Consider the following 18,149-nt stretch of genomic DNA (forward strand, 5'->3'; position numbering starts at 1 on the left):
CCCGCCCTGATGGGTGCGGTCCTCCTGTCGGGCAATATTCGGATGAAAGCCATGGACCAGCAGAAACTCGATCGCGCGATCGGTCGTCGCTTGAAGACCTTGAGGACGCAGGCGGGCATGACGTTGAACGAACTCGCGGGCCGCTCCGGTGTCAGCCGGGCCATGATCGGGCGGGTGGAGCGGGCGCAGAGCAGTGCGACGGCGGCGCTGCTCAACAAGCTCTGCGCGGCGCTCGACGTCACGCTCAGCGATGTCGTCGCGCTCGCGGAGAAGCCGCCGGAGCGCCTGGTGCGGCTCGCCGACCAGCCGCATTGGCGCGACCCCGACAGCGGCTATCGCCGGCGTCATGCCTCGCCGCCGGATGCGGCCAGCGGCATCGAGATCATCGTCGTCGACCTGCCCGCCGGCGCGCGCGTCTCCTACAGCCCCTGGGGCCGCAACGCCTTCACCCAGCAGCTCCTGATGCTGGAGGGCGCGGTCTGCGTGCATATCGACGCCAAGACGGTGCGCCTGCGCGACGGCGACTGTCTCGATTTCGACGTCATGCGCGCGGTGACCTTCGAGAACGAAACCAGGCAGGACGCGCGCTACGTCATCATCACCCGGCGCGGCACCTCCTACGGCAAGATGTGATGTCGCCGCCCGGCGAACGAAAGCTTGAAATGAGGCCGACCATGCAGATCCGCGCCGGCGACACCTATGATCCGCGCGTCATCGCGTTGCTCGATCATCACGTCACGGCGGCACGGGCGCAGACTGCGCCGGGCAGCGCGCATGCGCTCGATCTGGCGGGCTTGCGCGCCACCGACGTCGCGTTCTGGACCGGCTGGGACGGCGAGACGCTGGTGGCCACCGGCGCACTGAAGGCGCTTTCGCCTGGTCATGGCGAGGTCAAGTCGATGCACACGCTTCAGACCGCGCGGCGGCACGGCTTTGGCGGCCAGATGCTTCGCCACATCATCGCGGAAGCCCGCGCGCGCGGCCTGACGCGGCTCAGCCTCGAGACCGGCTCGTGGGATTATTTCAAGCCGGCCCATGCGCTCTACCAGGCGCATGGCTTCGTGCTCTGCGGCCCGTTCGAGGGCTATGTCGAGGATCGCAACAGCCTGTTCCTGACGCTCGACCTGAGCGGCCGCTGAGTACTCCGGCCAACTGCCGGGCCCGAAATGCCATCATGTCCCTCAAAATGAGTTGCGTACCTCAAAACACCTCTGCTAGCCTTCAGCCATGGCTGACACCCTCGCCGCCACTGCCCTGACGTTGAAGGACATCGCCCGCGAGGCGGGCGTCAGCCTGGCGACGGTCGATCGCGTGCTGCACAACCGCCCGGGCGTGCGGCCGGACACGGTCCGGCGCGTGAGGGAGGCGATCGAGCGCAATTCCTTCCAGCCGCATGTGGCGGCCGCCGAGCTCGCGCGCGGCCGCGCCCGCCGCTTCGCCTTCGTGATGCCGTCGGGTCCGAATCCGTTCATGCAGCAGATCGAGGCCTATCTCGGCGAGATGTCGGGCTGGCTCTCGGCCCGCCGCCTCAATGTCGAGATGGTCGCAACCGACGTGTTCGACGCCTCCGTGCTGGCCGCCTCGCTGGAGGCGCTGTCCGGCGAATACGACGGCGTCGCCGTGGTGGCGCTGGACCATCCCACCGTCCGCGCCGCGATCAACGACCTCGTCGATGCCGGCAGCAAGGTCGTGACGCTGGTCTCGGATGTACCGTCCTCGCGCCGCCACCATTATGTCGGCATCGACAACATCGCCGCGGGCCGCACCGCCGGCGCGCTGGTAGGACGGCTGGCCGGCGGTCGGACCGGCAAGGTTGCCGTCGTCGCGGGATCGCAGGGCCTGCGCGACCATGCCGAGCGCATTTTCGGCTTCAACCAGGTGATGGCTAGCGAATTCCCCGACCTCAGCGTGCTGCCGGTGCTGGAAGGGCGCGACGAGGACGAGCGCTCGGAGCAAGTGCTGGCACGGCTGTTAGGCAGGCATGCTGACATTGTCGGCCTTTACAACGTCGGCGCCGGCACGCAGGGCGTTGCGAAAGCGTTGAGCGAGGCCGGCCGCGACAAGGTCGTGTTTGTCGGGCACGACGTTACCGCTTTGACGCGCCGGCTGCTGCTGCAGGGTGTGATGGATGCCGCGATCTCGCAGAATCCGGGACATGAGGCGCGCGCCGCCGTGCGCGTGCTGCTCGCGCTTGCACGCGGTGAGCCGATCCTGCGTGAGCAGGAGAAGATCAGGATCGACATCGTGATGCGGGACAACCTGCCTTAAGCGGTAGGTCGATTTGGAAACGGCCCGTTACGGCGAAGGCGACATCAAGCTCGCCACCGCGACGGAAGAAGGGGAGGATGGCGTGTATCTCGGACTGGACATCGGCACGTCCGGTGTGAAGGCGGTTCTCGTGAACGAAGCCGGCGCGGTGGTCTCGACGGCGGCGCGCGAGCTCGCGCTGTCGCATCCGGCGCCGCTGTGGTCCGAGCAGGATCCCGATGCCTGGGTCGAGGGCGCGATCGGCGCGGTCGACGATCTCGCCGCGCGCCATCCGCGTGAGGTCGCGCAGGTTGCTGGCATCGGGCTGTCAGGCCAGATGCATGGCGCGACGCTGCTCGGCGAAGATGGCCGGCCGCTGCGTCCCGCCATCCTCTGGAACGACGGCCGCTCGCAGGCCGAATGCGCCATGCTGGAGCGGCGCTGTCCGTCGCTGCACGCCATCGCCGGCAATCTGGCGATGCCCGGCTTCACCGCGCCAAAACTGCTCTGGGTGGCGCGGCATGAGCCGGAGATCTTCAAGCGCGTCGCCAAGGCGCTGCTGCCCAAGGCCTATGTCCGCTACCGGCTGACCGGCGAGATGATCGAGGACATGTCGGACGCGGCCGGCACGCTGTGGCTCGATGTCGGCGAGCGCCGCTGGTCGGCCCTGCTGCTGCACGCGACCGGCCTCGATCTCCACCACATGCCGCGCCTCGTCGAGGGCAGCGCGGTGAGCGCAACACTCGCGCCGGAATACGCGCAGCGTTGGGGCATGGCGAAAGACGTCGTGGTCGCGGGCGGCGCCGGCGACAACGCGGCGAGTGCGATCGGGCTCGGCGCCATCGCACCGGGCGATGCCTTCCTGTCGCTCGGCACATCGGGCGTGGTGTTCCGCGTCACCGACCGGTTTGCGCCGGCGCCGGCTTCCGCCGTGCATGCCTTCTGCCACGCGCTGCCCGGCCTCTGGCACCAGATGGGCGTGATGCTGTCGGCCGCGGCCTCGCTCGCCTGGCTGTCCGATGTCATGGAGACGCCGGCGGCCGCGCTGCTGGCGCCGCTCGGCGAGCACGTTGACGGACCGAGCCCGATCAAATTCCTGCCCTATCTCGACGGCGAGCGCACGCCGCACAACGATGCGGCCGCGAGCGGCGCCTTCGTCGGCCTGCGCGGCGCGACCGGGCGTTCCCAGATCGTGCAGGCCGTGCTCGAAGGCGTCGCCTTCGCCGCGCGCGACAATCTGGCGGCGCTGAGCGCGGCGAGTGGGCCGATCAGCGAAGTCGATCTCGTCGGCGGCGGTTCGCGCTCGCCGCTGTGGGCGCAGATCTGCGCCGACGTGCTCGGCATTCCCGTCCACCGCGTCGAGGAAGGCGAGGTCGGCGCGGCGCTCGGCGCCGCACGGCTCGGCCGGCTCGCCGCCACCGGCGAAGATCCGGCGCAAGTCTGCACCCGTCCGCGCCGACTCGCGAGCTTCGCGCCCCGCGCATCCGTGACCGCCGCCTACAACGAGGCCTATCGCCGCTGGCGCGCGCTTTATCCCGCATTGAAGGAGTCTCTTTAAGTGAACGTGTCAGCCAAATTCTTCGATGCAACGACGCCCGTCGCCTTCGCCGGCAACGATGCGGCGAACACGCATGCCTTCCGCTGGTACGACAAGGACCGCCTCGTGCACGGCCGCCGGCTCGAGGATCATTTGCGCTTTGCGGTCTGCTATTGGCATTCGTTGTGCTGGCCGGGCGGCGATCCCTTCGGCGGCGAGACGTTCCTGCGGCCGTGGCACCACGGCACCGATCCGATGGCCATGGCGCGCGCCAAGGCCGATGTCGCCTTCGAGCTGTTCCGCCTGCTCGACGTGCCCTTCTTCACCTTCCACGACGTCGATGCGGCGCCGGAAGGCAACTCGCTCAGCGAGTCCGTCGCCAATCTCAACGCCATCGCCGATGTCTTCGAAGCGAAGATGGCATCAAGCAAGGTCCGCCTGCTCTGGGGCACCGCAAACCTGTTCACGCATCGCCGCTACATGGCGGGCGCCGCGACCAATCCGGACCCGGACGTTTTCACCTATGCCGCCGGCCAGGTCCGCGCCGCGCTCGAGGTGACGCACCGGCTCGGCGGCCAGAACTACGTGCTGTGGGGCGGGCGCGAGGGCTATGAGACGCTGCTCAACACCGATCTCAAGCGCGAGCTCGACCAACTCGGTCGCTTCGTCTCGCTCGTCGTCGAGCACAAGCACAAGATCGGTTTCAAGGGCCCGATCCTGATCGAGCCCAAGCCGAAGGAGCCGACCAAGCACCAATATGATTTCGACGTCGCCACCTGCTACGGCTTCCTCGAACGCTACGATCTGCTCAAGGACGTCAAGCTCAACATCGAGCAGAACCACGCCATCCTCGCCGGCCACTCCTTCCATCACGAGGTCGCGCTCGCCGAGGCGCTCGGCGTGTTCGGCTCGCTCGACATCAACCGCGGCGACGATCTGCTCGGCTGGGACACCGATCAGTTCGCGATGAACGTGGGCGAGCTGGCGCTGGTCTTCCACGAGATCCTGAACCGCGGCGGCTTCACGTCGGGCGGGCTCAATTTCGACGCCAAGATCCGCCGCCAGTCGATCGACCCCGATGATCTCATCCACGCCCATGTGGGCTCGATGGATGCCTGCGCGCGCGCCTTCCTCGCCGCCGCCGACATGCTCGATGCCGGCGCGCTCACGACGCCGATTGCCACGCGCTACGACGGATGGGCCGGCCCCGAGGGCCGGGCCATTCTCGGCGGCCAGCGCTCGCTCGCCGATCTCGCCGACCGTGCGATGAGCGCCGGCTTCGATCCGCAGCCGCGCTCGGGCCGGCAGGAATATCTGGAATCCCTGGTCAACCGCTATGTCTGAGGAACGCCGCTGATGACAAACGCTGACGCGACTCCGGTGCTCGAGCTCACCGGCATCGGCAAGGAGTTCGGTGCGATCCGCGCGCTGCACGACGTCGACATGCAGGTCTATCCGGGCGAGGTGGTCGGGCTGATGGGCGACAACGGCGCGGGCAAGTCGACGCTGGTCAAGATCATCGCCGGCAATTTCCGCCCCACCCACGGCGAGATGCGCTTTGCCGGCAGTGCGGTCCATTTCAACCGGCCCGTCGATGCCCGCGCAGTCGGCATCGAGGTGGTCTACCAGGACCTTGCGCTATCGGACAATCTGACGGCGGCCGCCAACGTCTTCCTCGGCCGCGAGCTGAAGCGCAAATTCGGACCCATTGCCTTGCTCGACCACAAGGCGATGGCGGCGCGCGCGCTGGAGCTGTTCGGCGAGCTGCGCTCGGAGACGCGCCCCGACGATCTCGTCAAGCAGATGTCGGGCGGCCAGCGCCAGGCCGTCGCGATCGCGCGGACCCGGCTCTCCAATGCGCGGCTGGTGATGATGGACGAGCCGACGGCGGCGATCTCGGTCCGCCAGGTCGAGCAGGTGCTCGGCCTGATCCACCGGCTCAAGGAGCAGGGCGTCGCCGTGATGCTGATCTCGCACCGCATGCCCGACGTGTTCGCGGTGTGTGACCGGGTCGTCGTCATGCGCCGCGGCGAGAAACGGGCCGACAAGCCGATCCACGAGACCAGCCCAGAGGAAGTCACCGCCCTCATCACCGGCGCGAAGGAGGCGGCGTGATGGCCATGCCCATGGAATCCCCGATCACCTTCTCCAATGTCGGCAAGATCAGATGGTGGCAGCGCGGCATCTTCGCTTCCCAGACCGGCTACGTGCTGCTCGCATTGGCGGTGCTGCTGGTGATCATGCATTTCGCCAGCCCGTACTTCTTCACCGAAGGCAACATGCAGAATGTGGCGAAGAACTTTTCCTTCATCGCCATCGCCACGCTCGGCGTGACCTTCGTGATCATCACCGGCGGCATCGATCTGTCGGTCGGTTCGATGATGTGCTTCTCCGCCATGATCACCTCGATGGTGATGACCGAGCTGTCGGCGCCCGGCTCGCCGGCGGGCTCGCTGTTCGTGCACATGGCATCCGACGGCAAGACCGTGCTGGCCAATGTGCCCGGGCTGATCCTGCTGGTCTCGATCCTCGCCGGGCTCGGCGTCGCGCTGATTGCGGGTTTCGTCAACGGCTTCTGCATCGCCGTGCTCGGGCTGTCGCCCTTCGTCACCACGCTCGGCATGCTCTCGATCGTGCGCGGGCTCGGCTATGTCGTCTCCAATGGCCGCGGCAGTTTTCCGGGCGGGCCCGACGCCGATTATTTCTATGCGCTCACCTCCGGCGACGTGCTCGGCGTGCCCGTGCCTTTCATCTATCTCGTGATCCTCGCACTGACGATGGCGGTGGTGCTGCACCACACCTCGTTCGGCCGCCACGTCTTCGCGCTCGGCGGCAACGAGAAGGCGGCCGAGCTGACCGGCATCCCGGTGGTGCGGGTGAAGATCGAGGTCTATGTGATCTGCGCGCTCGCCGCAGGACTCCAGGGCATCATCATCTCCGGCTGGCTCGGATCGGCGCCGGCCAACATGGCGACCTCCTACGAGCTCAACGTGATCGCGGCGGCCGTCATCGGCGGCGCCAATCTCGCCGGCGGCATCGGCGGACCGCTCGGAGCCATCGTCGGCTGCGTGCTGCTCGAGGTGATCCGCAACGGCTTGGTTCTGGCGCAGGTCTCCTCCTACTGGCAGCAGACGCTGGTGGGCGTGATCATCATTCTGGCCGTGCTTGTCGATCGCATCCGTTCGCGGATGACCTGACGTGACGTCATCTCGGGAAGGTAACGAAAATGCCGCCTGTCCGCTTCCCGGGCGCTTTCGAGAGGATGGGCACCAAACAAGGGTGGAGGAGACAATGAGGAAACTTCTTCTTGCCGGTATTGCCGTTGCGATGATGGCGACGCCGGCGCTTGCCGCGAACTACCGCTTCGTGATCGTGCCCAAGGCGATGAACAATCCGTTCTTCGACTTCGCGCGCGACGGCTGCCTGAAGCGCGCCAAGGAGCTCGGCAACATCGAGTGCATCTACAAGGGTCCGGTCGAGCACGAGCCGGCGACGCAGGCGCAGATCATCCAGGACTTCGTCACCCAGAAGGTCGACGGCCTCGCCATCTCGGTCGCCGACGTCGCGGCCATGACCAAGTCGATCGAGGCGGCGACCGCCGCTGGCATCCCCGTCATCACCTTCGATGCGGATGCGCCGGGCTCCAAGCGCATCGCCTATATCGGCACCAACAACAAGGAGTTTGGCGTCGCGCTCGGCAAGGAATTGCTGAAGCTGCGGCCCGACGGCGGAAAGTACGCGATGGTCTCGGGAGGCCCCGGCGCCAAGAACCTCGCCGAGCGCGTCGATGGCGTTCGCGAGGCGCTGAAGGGCTCGAAATGGACCGAGGTCGCGGGTTCCCCGACCTTCTGCAACGACGATCCTGCGCTCGCGGTCCAGCAGATGACGGACATGCGCACCGCAACGCCCGATCTCGCCGCGATCGTTCCCATCGGCCTCGGCTGGCCGATGTTCGCCCCCGAGGGCTTCAAGGCCTTTGCCTCAAGGAACAAGAAGGACATCGATTCCGGCAAGTTCACGCTGGTCGTCGCCGATACGCTGAAGATGCAGCTCGAGCTGCTGCGTGACGGCTATGCCAATGCGCTGGTCGGCCAGCGTCCGTTCGAGATGGGCGAGAAGGCGATGGACACGCTGCTCGCCATCAAGAAGGGCGAGAAGGTGCCGGAGATCGTCTACACCGGCCTCGATCTCGTCACCAAGGAGAACGTCGCGCAGATGCTGAAGTAGGAGCGCCGCCAGCCCCGCGCTCCTGCATGCCTCTCCCGCTTGCGCTTGCCGCAAGCGGGAGAGATGATCTTTGGACTGCTGGAATGAAGACGTAAGGTAATGGGAATGAAACGCTCACGGCTCGGCTCTCTCGACGTCACCTCAATCGGCCTCGGTTCCGCACCGCTCGGCGGATTGTTCAGCCCCGTCAGCGACGCGGACGCGGAAGCAACGATCGCGCGCGCCTGGTCGGCCGGAATCCGCTTCTTCGATACCGCGCCGCTCTACGGCTTTGGCCTTGCGGAGCGGCGGCTTGGCGCGTTCCTGCGGCAGCAGAAGCGCGAGTCCTATGCCATCTCGACCAAGGTCGGCCGCCTGCTGCGCGCCCCCGATGACGGCGCCGCCGAGGACGAGCACTACAAGGGCACGCCGCGCGAGCGGCCGGTGTTCGATTTCAGTTATGACGGCGTGATGCGCTCGGTGGAGGAGAGCCTTGCTCGCCTCGGGCTCGACCGCGTCGACGTCCTGCTCGTGCACGATCCCGACGATCACTATGACGCAGCTGTCACGGGTGCCTTCCGCGCGCTCCAGCGCCTGCGGGAGGACGGCACGGTCAAGGCGATCGGCGCCGGCATGAACCAGTCGGAAATGCCAGTCCGCTTCGCGGAGGCTGCGCCGGTCGACTGCTTCCTGCTCGCCGGGCGCTACACGCTGCTCGACCAGGGCGCGCTGGATGCGCTGTTTCCTATCTGTCAGACGAAGAACATCGGCATCCTGCTCGGCGGCATCTACAACAGCGGCATCCTGGCCAATCCGCACACGGGCGCGAAGTTCAACTATCAGGATGCCGACGCCGCGCTCGTCGCGCGTGCGCTCGCGCTCGACGAGCTCTGCCGCAAGCACGGCACCGAGCTGAAGGCCGCCGCGCTGCAGTTCTGCATGGCCCATCCGGCCGTGACGGTCGCCGTGACGGGCGCGCGCAATGCCGACGAGGTCGCCGACAACATCGCAATGTCGGAGAAGGCGGTGCCGGCAGCGTTCTGGCAGGAGCTGCGCGCGCGAAACCTCGTCGACGCCCGCGCGCCGCTGCCCGGTGGAGCTTAAGGCATGATCATCGACGCCCATCAGCACTTCTGGGACCCCGGGCGTGCCGACTATCCCTGGATGGATGCGCCCGAGCTGTCACCGATCCGCCGCGCCTTCGGCCCCGCCGATCTCGCGCCGCTGTTGAAGGAAAACGGCATCGGCGCCAGCATCGTCGTGCAGTGCCGCTCCGCGCTGGAGGAGACCGAGGAATTTTTGCACATCGCGCATGCGACGCCGTCGGTGATCGGCGTCGTCGGCTGGGCCGATCTGACCGACGGCGACCTCGGCGAAACGCTCGACCGGCTGCGCGCCTTGCCCGGCGGCGACAAGCTGGTCGGCATCCGCCACCAGGTCCACGACGAGATCGATGCGGATTGGCTGCTTCGCGAAGACGTCCAGCGCGGCCTCACCGCAGTGTTCGCCCGCGATCTCACCTACGATTTCCTCGTCCGCACCCGCGAGCTGCCGTCCGCGATCGCAACCGCGCAGGCCTTCCCGCAGGCGCGCTTCGTGCTCGATCACGCCGCAAAACCGCCGATCGCCGACGGCGGAAGCGACGAATGGACCGACCGTATCGCAGCGCTCGCCGCCTGCGGCAATGTCTGGTGCAAGATCTCCGGGCTGGCGACGGAGGCGAAGTGGGATGATTGGGACGCAGAGCGCCTGCTGCCGTTCGTCGCGCACGCCGCAAAATGTTTCGGCGAGGATCGCCTGATCTTCGGCTCGGACTGGCCGGTGTGCCTGCTCGCCGGCAGCTACGGCGAGACCAAGGGCGCGCTGGAGGCGTGCCTGGTGAAGCTGGGGCCGCGCGTGCGCGAGAAGGCGTTTGGGGTGAATGCGAAGGCTGCGTATCGGTTGGCAACTGCATAAGCAAAGCCCGCGCACCCAATCACAGTGTCGTCCCGGCGAAGGCCGGGACCCATACCGCGTGATCTCTCGGGTTGCCCGAGGTAGGAGTACCGAACGACTAATCTTCGCCAAACTGCTCCCTGTGGTTGATGGGGTGGACGGCCCCCTACGGCATCAGTGTGCCAGAATGAGGTTGTTGCAAATCTCAGACAAGGGAGCCGTCCGTGAGCGAGATTATCCGAATTGGGATCGATACGTCGAAGCATATTTTTCAACTGCATGGGGTGGACGCGGCGGAGCGGCCAGTGCTGCGCAAGCGGCTGACGCGCAAGCAGATGCTGGAGTTTTTTGCCAAGCTGCCGGCGACGCAAGTGGGGATGGAGGCCTGCGGCGCGGCGCATTACTGGGCGCGGGAGCTGGGCAAGCTGGGCCACGAAGTGAAGTTGATGGCGCCACAGCACGTGAAGCCCTATGTCAAGCGCAACAAGAACGACGGGCGCGACGCTGAGGCCCTGTGCGAGGCGATGAGCCGGCCGACGATGCGGTTCGTGCTGGTGAAGAGTGCCGAGCAGCAGGCCGCGTTGATGCTGACGGGCTTGCGCGAGCAGATGATCGCCCGGCGCACCCAGCTTAGCAACATGATCCGCGGCTATGCGGCTGAGTTCGGGATCACGGCGGCCAAGGGGCTCAGCCAGGTCGAGCCGCTGTTGGCGCAGATCGCGCAAGACGAAAGCGTGCCGGAACTGGCGCGCGATCTGTTGGCGCAGCAGGGCCGCCAGTACGCGCAGTTACAGGAGGAACTGAAGACAATCGAAGCCAGGCTGAAGGCCTGGCACCGTGCCAACCCGGACAGCCGGCGCCTTGCAGAGATTCAAGGGATCGGGCCGATCGGTGCGCCTGAGCTGATCATGAAGACGCCGGATCCGCACGCGTTCAGCTCCGCAAGGCATTATGCGGCCTGGATTGGGCTGACTCCGAAAGACCATTCCACTGCCGGCAAAACCCGTCTCGGCAAGATCACCCGTGCTGGAGACGAGCGGCTGCGCAGTGTCCTGGTGGCGGGAGCGACCGCCGTGATCAAGCAGGCCATGTGCGGCCGCGGTCATCCGTCACCTTGGCTGTTGGCCCTGCTCAAGCGCAAGCCGCCCAAGCTCGCAGCCGTGGCGCTCGCCAACAAGAATGCCCGCATCGCCTGGAAGCTGATGGTGACGGGGGAGAGATACGACGGCGCTCGGATGCGGGCTGCATCCGCGGCTGCCGCCTAAGGGAGATCAGCCGATCGGGTTCGCCCGACCGGCCGAGCCGGAGCTGCAAGAGGAGTAGATGGTAGGATCGATCGATCCGAGGTGCGAGACATCCCGTGGGACCCATCGGCCGAACCCAGGTCGCGTGGTTGATTGGAGCTCGCGTCGCGGAAACCATCTTGGCCAGCGGTTCAAATCAACCGCACCAACAGGCCGGACATATGGATGCAAGCGATCCGATCAGACCGCCAAGCCTCTTGTGCCACGGGGGCCGTCCACATATGGGTCCCGGCCTTCGCCCATGGGCGCTAAAATAGGATTTGCGCATTGGATTGGCTTGTGATTCCAAATTGGGATGGCACACGAATCGCTTGTGAACGAGGACTGGGCGCGTGTTGTCGCCCGGCTTGGCGGCGCCGAAGCGCTCAACGTTAGCGCGCGCGAGACGAAGGCGTTTGTCCGCCCGCGGGAAATCAGCAATGCGGTGGATTTGCTGCGCTTGATCCTGGCGTATTGCCTTGGCGAGCGAGGTCTGCGGTTGACGGCGGCATGGGCCACGTCGGTGGGCCTTGTCGATATCTCCAACGTGGCTCTGTTGTATCGGTTGCGTCAGTGCGGAGATTGGCTGGCGAAGTTGATAGGCCAAGCACTGGCGAGCGGTGCGCCGAAGGCGAGCCACGGCCGCCTGATCCGCATTGTTGACGCCACGACGGTCCCGAAGGCTGGGACGAGCGGCAGGAACAAGAACGCGGTGTGGCGCATACACAGCGCGTTCGATCTTCCGCAGGAGCGCTTTGGTCACTTCGAGCTGACCGATCAGCGAGCGGGCGAGACGCTGGACCGGATACCGGTGATTGCCGGCGAAATCCGTCTTGGCGACCGCGCTTATCTGCAACCGGAGCGCATGGCACGTCTCGTCGATGCCGGCGCGGACTTCGTGATCCGGTCCGGCTGGAAGAGCGCGCGTTGGGTTGATGCCAAAGGTGGTCTGGTCGATCTGACGGCCGAACTGCGCAAGGCTTCGGCATGTGGCCTGATCGATCGACCGATCTGGATAAAACGCAAGTCTGGCGCACCGCTGCTCGCTCTGCGTCTGGTTGCCGTCAAGAAGCCGGCGCAAGCGGCCGCGGTCGCACGACGCAAGGCGCGCCGAACGGCCCAAAAGGGAGGCCACCAGCTCTCCAGGCAAACACTTGACGCTGCAGATTGGGTGATCCTGGTGACCTCGCTCGCACCGGAGGACTTCTCAACGAGCGATGTCCTTGCCCTCTATCGGCTGCGATGGCGCATTGAACTCGGCTTCAAGCGGCTCAAGAGTTTGATTGGCCTGAAGGGCCCTCCCGGAACTGACGAGCGGTCCGCCAGGCCCCACATCCTCGCTCATCTGCTGATCATTCTCCTGCTCGAGCCACTCGTCGACGAACTCGAGGACTCTCCCCGCTTGGCCGAGGCCGCCTGACCCGTCCAGGGACCTGGCGTCTGCTCCGCCAACTCGTCGCCTCCCTCCGACAAGCAATCATGCCCCAACCCGCGATTGCTTGCCTGCGCAGACTTCGCTCCACGCTCGGACGGCATCTACACGAACCACCAAGACGAAAACGTCGCTATCAAGCAATGCAACTATTTTAGCGCCCATGGGCCTTCGCCGGGACGACGGCTGAGACTGAGGAGGCAATACGCCTCTCACGCCCCCGCGGGCACCTGGTCGAGGAATCCCGTGATGCTCTTGATCCGGCCGTCCTTCAGCACTGCGAAATCCGTGCCCTTGATCGGGCTGTCGACGCCGTCAGGACCAAGCCCCCACGAAAAGCGGATATGGTCGCCGTAACCGTTGGGCTCGCCGATCAAGCTGAATTTGAAGTCCGGAAAGCGCTGTTGCACGCCCGCGATCAGCGCGTCGATGCCGTCCCGGCCGTCGCCCTTCATCAGGGGATCGACGTAGCTCGCATCCGCCGTCCAGTTCTCGCTGAGCAGTTCGCGCCGGCGGCCGGCTGTACGCTCGTTCCAGAGGTCGATATAGCGGCGGGCGATGGCGATTGGATCGGTCATTGTGCTCTCCTTCGATGGCGCCGGTTTGGCTGACCGTCACTATCGAAGGTTCACGCGCGCCGATCGATTACCTCGGAGGTCATCAGCGCGCGTGAATTCTTAATGCGAATTACTTCGCGGCCGTCACCATGATCTCGACGGTGTATTGCGGGGCCGCCAGCTTGGCTTCGACGGTGGCGCGGGCCGGGGTGTTGCCGGACGAGACCCAGGCGTCCCACACCGCGTTCATCTCGCCGAACGTCTTCATGTCGGTGATGTAGATCGTGGCCGAGAGCAGTTTCGACTTGTCGGTGCCGGCCTTGGCGAGATGGCCGTCGATGGTCTTCAGGATGTCCTGGGTCTGCTTGGTCACGCTTTCGCCGGCGGCATTGCTGGCGACGACGCCGGCGAGATAGACGGTGTTGCCGTGCACGACGACCTGGCTCATGCGAGGGCCGGTTTCAAAACGCTGAATGCTCATTTGGGATCTCCTGCTGGAATGGCGGCCCTGTCTAGCGCAGCGCCTTGCGCTCTGCCACCCCGGTGGCGCATGCGTCGCCGGCAATGCATGCGCCGATTCACGGAAATTGACTGAAGAATGTCCAGATTGTTTCGGCGCCGTCGATGTCGCCGTTCTGCGGCCCCAGCAGGCTGGTTGCGACCCGCGGGAAGCGAGCATCCGGCGCAAACCCCGGCATGCGGTGGCCGCCACCGTTGATGCGATAGAGCACGACGTCATGGCCTTTCGGACAGCGCGAGGTGATCCGTGTGACCGTGGACTGGTCTGCGGGCGCCTTGTCGGGCAAATCTGTCACGCCGACATCGTCCGCCTCGCAGCCATTGTGCTTGCGCCAGAATGCCAGCGTCTCGTCGGTCGACCAGAACCCGTCTGCGGCAAAATAGCTCGATCCGCGTCCGCCGGCGTAGGGGACCAGCGGGTCGGCCGTGCCGTTCATGAGCAGTATCGGCAGCGGCCGCGACGGATGGCAGGTGACCGCGGCCTCATCGGTGAGGTTCATGACCACGCTGGCGCCGGCCGCGAACAGATCGGCGCGCGAGCAGAGAAGCGTCATCGCCATGGCGCCGCCATTGGAGATGCCGGCGACATAGACGCGCTTCGGGTCGGCGGTCCCGTTCGCCACCAGCTTCTCGACGAGCTTTGCGATGAAGGCGACGTCGTCGGTGCCGTCGGGCGGGCCACGGAGCGCGGGGCCCGCTTTCGTTCTTGCATCGGCCCAGGCATGGTTGAGGCCATCAGGGAAAACCACGGCGAAACCTTCGCGTTTCGCGACCTGCGGCCACGCGGTCCGCGCGACCATGTCGGCGCCGCGCTGGGTCTTGCCGTGCAGCACGACTACCAGCGGCACGAGTCGCTTCGCTGGAAGCTGCAAGGTGTAGGAGCGCTTCACGCCGTTGACGTCGATGACGTCGGCGGATGCGGCTGAGGCGGCGGTCAATGCCGCAACAAACATCCCGATCTGCACCCACCGCCGCATGATCTATCCCACCGCTTTCGCCGCCGCGCGTCCGGCATTGCGGCCCGAGAACAGGCAGCCGCCGAGGAAGGTGCCTTCCAGCGAACGATAGCCGTGCACGCCGCCGCCGCCGAAGCCCGCGGCTTCGCCGACCGCATAGAGGCCCGGGATGACCCGTCCCTCCTCGCCGAACACGCGCGAGTCGAGATCGGTCTCGAAACCGCCGAGCGTCTTGCGGGTGAGGATGTTGAGCTTGACCGCGATCAGCGGCCCGTGCGCGGGATCGAGGATGCGGTGCGGGGCGGCGGTGCGGATTAGTCTGTCGCCGATATAACGCCGCGCATTGTGGATGTTCATGACCTGCGCATCCTTGACGTAAGGATTGGCGATCTCGCGATCGCGCGCCTCGATCTGCATTTTGATGTGCTCGAGCCTGAGCAGGTCATTGCCGGCAAGCTTGTTCATCTCCGCAACAAGGTCCTCGATCCTGTCGCGCACGATGAAGTCGACACCATGGCTTTTGAACGCCTCCACCGGGGCCGGTGCGCCCTTGTTGGTGGCGCGGCGCAAGGTCATGCGCCAGCTCTTGCCGGTGAGGTCGGGGTTTTGCTCCGAGCCCGACAGTGCGAACTCCTTCTTGATGATGCTCTGGGTCAGGATGAACCAGGAATAATCATAGCCGGTCGACATGATGTATTTGAGCTGGCCGAGCGTGTCGGAACCGGGGAACAGCGGCGCCGGCAATCGTGTGCCGGTTGCGTCGAACCACATCGACGAAGGCCCGGGCAGGATGCGGATGCCGTGGCGCGGCCAGATCGGTGACCAGTTCTGGATGCCCTCGACATAGTGCCACATGCGGTCGCGGTTGATCAGGCGCGCGCCGGTCTTTTCGGTGATGCCGATCATGCGGCCGTCGACATGCTCGGGCACGCCGGAGATCATGAATTTCGGCGGCTCGCCCAGCCGCTTCGGCCAGTTCGCCCGCACCAGGTCATGATTGCCGCCGATGCCGCCGGAGGCGACGATCACGGCCTGCGCCTTCAGCGCGAACTCGCCGACGACGTTGCGCGAGGAGCTCTTGCCGCGCTCGATAGTGTCAGGCGCGAGGATCGCGCCACTGACGCCATCGACGGTGCCGTTGGTGACGGACAGCGCGTCGACACGATGGCGGAACTTGAAGACCAGGCGGCCACTCTTCATCGCCTCGCGCGCACGGCGCTCGAACGGCTCGACGATGCCGGGGCCGGTGCCCCAGGTGACATGGAAGCGCGGCACCGAATTGCCGTGACCCATCGCGTCATAGCCGCCGCGCTCGGCCCAGCCCACCACGGGAAAAATGCGATGGCCCATCGCGCGCAGCCAGTCGCGCTTCTCGCCGGCGGCGAAGGCCACATAGGCCTCGGCCCATTTGCGCGGCCAGAAATCCTCGTCGCGGTCGAAGCCTGCGGTGCCGAGCCAGTCCTGCATCGCGAGTTCGAAGGAGTCCTTGATGCCGAGCCGGCGCTGCTCCGGCGAATCGACCAAGAACAATCCGCCGAACGACCAGAACGCCTGGCCGCCGATCGACTGCTCGCCTTCCTGGTCGACCACGATCACGCGCTTGCCGGCATCCGCAATCTCGGTGGCGGCCACGAGCCCCGACAGTCCCGCGCCGACGACGATGACGTCTGTTTCTTCAGCCATGCCTTCCCCCCTTCATGAGTTCCCCCCTGTAGTTGCCCGGATTGAAGCCAGCGGTCGTAACTGAGATCAAGGGTGTGGCGCGTAAGACCTCGTTAACTTGTTCCAGTTTGGGATAGAGACCGACCGGGTGCAGCGCGGACGCAACACTGGATTTGAATTTGTTTTGATCCAGCCGGCCTGCCTAGACAAAACCTTGGTTACGACGGACGCTAGCACTGCATCACCACCTGACACGCAGATTCGAATTCGACCGGGGCGGGGGACAATGAAGTTTCTGACGGGGTTGCTTGCGGCGGTTCTCTTGATCGCGGGCATGGGGGCTTCTCACGCGGTGGTCCGGATCGCGGATGACCGCGGCGGCCGGATTGGAACCTATGTCGACAGATACCAGGACCTCCGGCAATCGGGCGAGACCGTCATCATCGACGGCCTCTGCGCCTCGGCCTGCACCATCGTCCTCGGCGCCATCCCACACGACCGCATCTGCGTGACCTCAAGCGCGACGCTCGGCTTCCACGCCGCCTGGGATTTCGGCGCCAATGGCCGCGCGATCACCAATCCCGAAGCAACCCAGATGCTGTATGCGATGTATCCGTCGCAGGTGAAACGCTGGATCGCGCAGCGCGGCGGCCTGACCCCGCACATGCTGTTCTTGAGGGGCAAGCAGCTCCAGGCCATGTACAAGCCCTGCTACATGGACGCCCAGGCTTCGGCGATCAGGCCGGCACGCCGGTCCCTCCCGCAGCCGGAGCAGGTCGAGAGCGCCCGGGGCCAGCTCCTTCACTGACACCACAGGCATGACGGGATCATTTGGCCCGTCAGCGGCGCCTTGCCTGCTGGCGGCGCCTTGCCTGCTGGCGGCGCCTTGCCTGCCAGCGGCGTCTTGCCCGCTGGCGGCGCCTTGCCCGCAGGCGGGCTAAAGCCTATCTGAAAGCCTGGGAACCGGGGCCTTCGCCCCCATCGTTGTCATGGCTCAACCACTGCATCCGGGACATCCGTTACAGGACAATTCGTCCACTGCCGGCCGGGCGCCGTCCGTGCTGCTCTTGGCAGGCGCCGGTGTCGGCGGGCTGGTCGTGATCGGCGCGCTGGCGCTGTGGTTCCACTATGGCAGCCAGGTGTTCTTCGAAATGATCAGGACCGGCTTCGCCGCCTGCTTCTGACCCGACAGGAAGTTTTCTATGAGCTCCGCCGCCCGTCCGCTGGTGATCGCGACAGCCTTTGCTGCAAGCCTCGTCCTCGGGCTCCTGATCATGTTCTGGGCCATGGGCGGGGTCAGCAAGGTGGCGCAGCCCGCCGCGATCGGCGGCCCGTTCCAGCTCACCGACCAGAACGGCAAGGCCGTCACCGACAAGAGCCTGAAGGGCAAGCCGACCCTGATCTTCTTCGGCTACACCCACTGCCCCGACGTCTGCCCGACCTCGCTGTTCGAGATCTCGGAGGTGCTGCGGGCGATGGGCAAGGATGCCGACAAGGTCAACGCCGTCTTCATCTCGGTCGACCCCGAGCGCGACACGCCGGCGGCGATGAAGGACTATTTGTCGAGCTTCGACCCGCACCTCGCGGGCCTGTCCGGCGATCCCGCCGAGACTGCCAAGGTCATCACCTCCTACCGGGTCTATGCCAAGAAGGTCCCGACCAAGGACGGCGACTACACCATGGACCACACCGCGCTGATCTACCTGATGGACCGCGACGGCCGCTTCGTCTCGCCGTTCAACCTGAAGCGCACCCCGGAAGAGGCGGCGGCCGACCTGAAGCGGTATCTCTGAGCTTCACCCTGGCCATAATCGG

19 protein-coding genes are annotated in these 18,149 nt (G+C 65.9%); 15 read left to right on the top strand and 4 right to left on the bottom strand.

Annotated elements, in window-relative coordinates:
• Positions 1-51: 51 nt before the first annotated feature.
• The 12 genes from ACVJ19_RS15650 to ACVJ19_RS15705 all read left to right on the top strand — a co-directional run bounded on the left by ACVJ19_RS15650 (position 52) and on the right by ACVJ19_RS15705 (position 12,628).
• Positions 52-633 (top strand): helix-turn-helix domain-containing protein, encoded by a 582-nt coding sequence (locus ACVJ19_RS15650; RefSeq protein ID WP_183250497.1) that lies wholly within the window; start codon positions 52-54, stop codon positions 631-633.
• 41 nt (positions 634-674) lie between these two features.
• Positions 675-1,139, top strand: a complete 465-nt coding sequence (locus tag ACVJ19_RS15655; RefSeq protein ID WP_453948292.1) for a GNAT family N-acetyltransferase — start codon at positions 675-677, stop codon at positions 1,137-1,139.
• A gap of 88 nt (positions 1,140-1,227) precedes the next feature.
• Entirely contained in the window at positions 1,228-2,268 is a 1,041-nt protein-coding gene (locus tag ACVJ19_RS15660; protein ID WP_453948291.1) for a LacI family DNA-binding transcriptional regulator, read from the top strand.
• Between the two features lie 82 nt (positions 2,269-2,350).
• Complete coding sequence (xylB, locus tag ACVJ19_RS15665) at positions 2,351-3,805, top strand: xylulokinase (RefSeq protein WP_453955078.1); 1,455 nt, start codon at positions 2,351-2,353, stop codon at positions 3,803-3,805.
• The gene (xylA, locus tag ACVJ19_RS15670) at positions 3,806-5,128 is read left to right on the top strand and encodes a xylose isomerase (protein ID WP_453948290.1); all 1,323 of its coding nucleotides are present in this window, start codon (positions 3,806-3,808) and stop codon (positions 5,126-5,128) included.
• A 12-nt stretch (positions 5,129-5,140) separates the two neighbouring features.
• Positions 5,141-5,899: an ATP-binding cassette domain-containing protein gene (locus ACVJ19_RS15675; RefSeq protein ID WP_453948289.1), complete on the top strand. Its 759-nt coding sequence runs from the start codon at positions 5,141-5,143 to the stop codon at positions 5,897-5,899.
• Positions 5,899-6,981 (top strand): ABC transporter permease, encoded by a 1,083-nt coding sequence (locus ACVJ19_RS15680; protein WP_453948288.1) that lies wholly within the window; start codon positions 5,899-5,901, stop codon positions 6,979-6,981. Before ACVJ19_RS15675 ends, ACVJ19_RS15680 begins: the two co-directional genes overlap by 1 nt.
• 94 nt (positions 6,982-7,075) lie before the next feature.
• On the top strand, positions 7,076-8,011 hold the full coding sequence (locus ACVJ19_RS15685) for a sugar-binding protein (protein WP_456739393.1): 936 nt from the start codon (positions 7,076-7,078) through the stop codon (positions 8,009-8,011).
• 105 nt (positions 8,012-8,116) lie between these two features.
• The gene (locus ACVJ19_RS15690; protein ID WP_453948285.1) at positions 8,117-9,094 is read left to right on the top strand and encodes an aldo/keto reductase; all 978 of its coding nucleotides are present in this window, start codon (positions 8,117-8,119) and stop codon (positions 9,092-9,094) included.
• A gap of 3 nt (positions 9,095-9,097) precedes the next feature.
• The gene (locus tag ACVJ19_RS15695; RefSeq protein WP_453948283.1) at positions 9,098-9,946 is read left to right on the top strand and encodes an amidohydrolase family protein; all 849 of its coding nucleotides are present in this window, start codon (positions 9,098-9,100) and stop codon (positions 9,944-9,946) included.
• Between the two features lie 203 nt (positions 9,947-10,149).
• Positions 10,150-11,190, top strand: coding sequence for an IS110 family RNA-guided transposase (locus tag ACVJ19_RS15700; RefSeq protein ID WP_453948226.1), 1,041 nt, complete (start codon positions 10,150-10,152; stop codon positions 11,188-11,190).
• A 334-nt stretch (positions 11,191-11,524) separates the two neighbouring features.
• Positions 11,525-12,628 carry an IS4 family transposase gene (locus tag ACVJ19_RS15705; RefSeq protein WP_453947895.1) on the top strand — a complete coding sequence of 368 codons (1,104 nt, stop codon included), beginning with the start codon at positions 11,525-11,527 and terminating at the stop codon, positions 12,626-12,628.
• Positions 12,629-12,852: 224 nt separating this feature from the next.
• On the opposite strand, the gene ACVJ19_RS15710 is transcribed toward ACVJ19_RS15705, so the two are convergent.
• From ACVJ19_RS15710 to ACVJ19_RS15725, 4 genes are all read right to left on the bottom strand, one after another.
• Positions 12,853-13,218 (bottom strand): nuclear transport factor 2 family protein, encoded by a 366-nt coding sequence (locus ACVJ19_RS15710; RefSeq protein WP_453948282.1) that lies wholly within the window; start codon positions 13,216-13,218, stop codon positions 12,853-12,855.
• Between the two features lie 109 nt (positions 13,219-13,327).
• Complete coding sequence (locus ACVJ19_RS15715) at positions 13,328-13,678, bottom strand: RidA family protein (RefSeq protein ID WP_260386860.1); 351 nt, start codon at positions 13,676-13,678, stop codon at positions 13,328-13,330.
• Positions 13,679-13,775: 97 nt separating this feature from the next.
• Positions 13,776-14,693, bottom strand: coding sequence for an alpha/beta hydrolase family esterase (locus ACVJ19_RS15720; protein WP_453948281.1), 918 nt, complete (start codon positions 14,691-14,693; stop codon positions 13,776-13,778).
• Positions 14,694-14,696: 3 nt separating this feature from the next.
• Positions 14,697-16,355: an FAD-binding dehydrogenase gene (locus ACVJ19_RS15725; RefSeq protein ID WP_453948280.1), complete on the bottom strand. Its 1,659-nt coding sequence runs from the start codon at positions 16,353-16,355 to the stop codon at positions 14,697-14,699.
• Between the two features lie 265 nt (positions 16,356-16,620).
• On the opposite strand from ACVJ19_RS15725, the gene ACVJ19_RS15730 reads away from it, so the two are divergent.
• From ACVJ19_RS15730 to ACVJ19_RS15740, 3 genes are all read left to right on the top strand, one after another.
• Positions 16,621-17,142: a hypothetical protein gene (locus tag ACVJ19_RS15730; protein WP_453948279.1), complete on the top strand. Its 522-nt coding sequence runs from the start codon at positions 16,621-16,623 to the stop codon at positions 17,140-17,142.
• A gap of 181 nt (positions 17,143-17,323) precedes the next feature.
• Positions 17,324-17,518 (top strand): hypothetical protein, encoded by a 195-nt coding sequence (locus tag ACVJ19_RS15735; protein ID WP_453948277.1) that lies wholly within the window; start codon positions 17,324-17,326, stop codon positions 17,516-17,518.
• A gap of 18 nt (positions 17,519-17,536) precedes the next feature.
• Complete coding sequence (locus tag ACVJ19_RS15740; RefSeq protein ID WP_453948275.1) at positions 17,537-18,127, top strand: SCO family protein; 591 nt, start codon at positions 17,537-17,539, stop codon at positions 18,125-18,127.
• Positions 18,128-18,149 lie beyond the last annotated feature (22 nt).

It is taken from the genome of Bradyrhizobium sp. USDA 376 (assembly GCF_054063675.1).

Bases quoted from the DNA above. Each gene is read 5' to 3' on its own strand.
- ACVJ19_RS15740 (WP_453948275.1), top strand. From the start codon at position 17,537: ATGAGCTCCGCCGCCCGTCCGCTGGTGATCGCGACAGCCTTTGCTGCA.
- ACVJ19_RS15675 (WP_453948289.1), top strand. From the start codon at position 5,141: ATGACAAACGCTGACGCGACTCCGGTGCTCGAGCTCACCGGCATCGGC.
- ACVJ19_RS15730 (WP_453948279.1), top strand. From the start codon at position 16,621: ATGAAGTTTCTGACGGGGTTGCTTGCGGCGGTTCTCTTGATCGCGGGC.
- ACVJ19_RS15680 (WP_453948288.1), top strand. From the start codon at position 5,899: ATGGCCATGCCCATGGAATCCCCGATCACCTTCTCCAATGTCGGCAAG.
- ACVJ19_RS15685 (WP_456739393.1), top strand. From the start codon at position 7,076: ATGAGGAAACTTCTTCTTGCCGGTATTGCCGTTGCGATGATGGCGACG.
- ACVJ19_RS15710 (WP_453948282.1), bottom strand. From the start codon at position 13,218: ATGACCGATCCAATCGCCATCGCCCGCCGCTATATCGACCTCTGGAAC.
- ACVJ19_RS15655 (WP_453948292.1), top strand. From the start codon at position 675: ATGCAGATCCGCGCCGGCGACACCTATGATCCGCGCGTCATCGCGTTG.
- ACVJ19_RS15725 (WP_453948280.1), bottom strand. From the start codon at position 16,355: ATGGCTGAAGAAACAGACGTCATCGTCGTCGGCGCGGGACTGTCGGGG.
- ACVJ19_RS15705 (WP_453947895.1), top strand. From the start codon at position 11,525: ATGGCACACGAATCGCTTGTGAACGAGGACTGGGCGCGTGTTGTCGCC.
- ACVJ19_RS15715 (WP_260386860.1), bottom strand. From the start codon at position 13,678: ATGAGCATTCAGCGTTTTGAAACCGGCCCTCGCATGAGCCAGGTCGTC.
- ACVJ19_RS15690 (WP_453948285.1), top strand. From the start codon at position 8,117: ATGAAACGCTCACGGCTCGGCTCTCTCGACGTCACCTCAATCGGCCTC.
- ACVJ19_RS15660 (WP_453948291.1), top strand. From the start codon at position 1,228: ATGGCTGACACCCTCGCCGCCACTGCCCTGACGTTGAAGGACATCGCC.
- ACVJ19_RS15720 (WP_453948281.1), bottom strand. From the start codon at position 14,693: ATGCGGCGGTGGGTGCAGATCGGGATGTTTGTTGCGGCATTGACCGCC.
- ACVJ19_RS15695 (WP_453948283.1), top strand. From the start codon at position 9,098: ATGATCATCGACGCCCATCAGCACTTCTGGGACCCCGGGCGTGCCGAC.
- ACVJ19_RS15735 (WP_453948277.1), top strand. From the start codon at position 17,324: ATGGCTCAACCACTGCATCCGGGACATCCGTTACAGGACAATTCGTCC.
- ACVJ19_RS15650 (WP_183250497.1), top strand. From the start codon at position 52: ATGGACCAGCAGAAACTCGATCGCGCGATCGGTCGTCGCTTGAAGACC.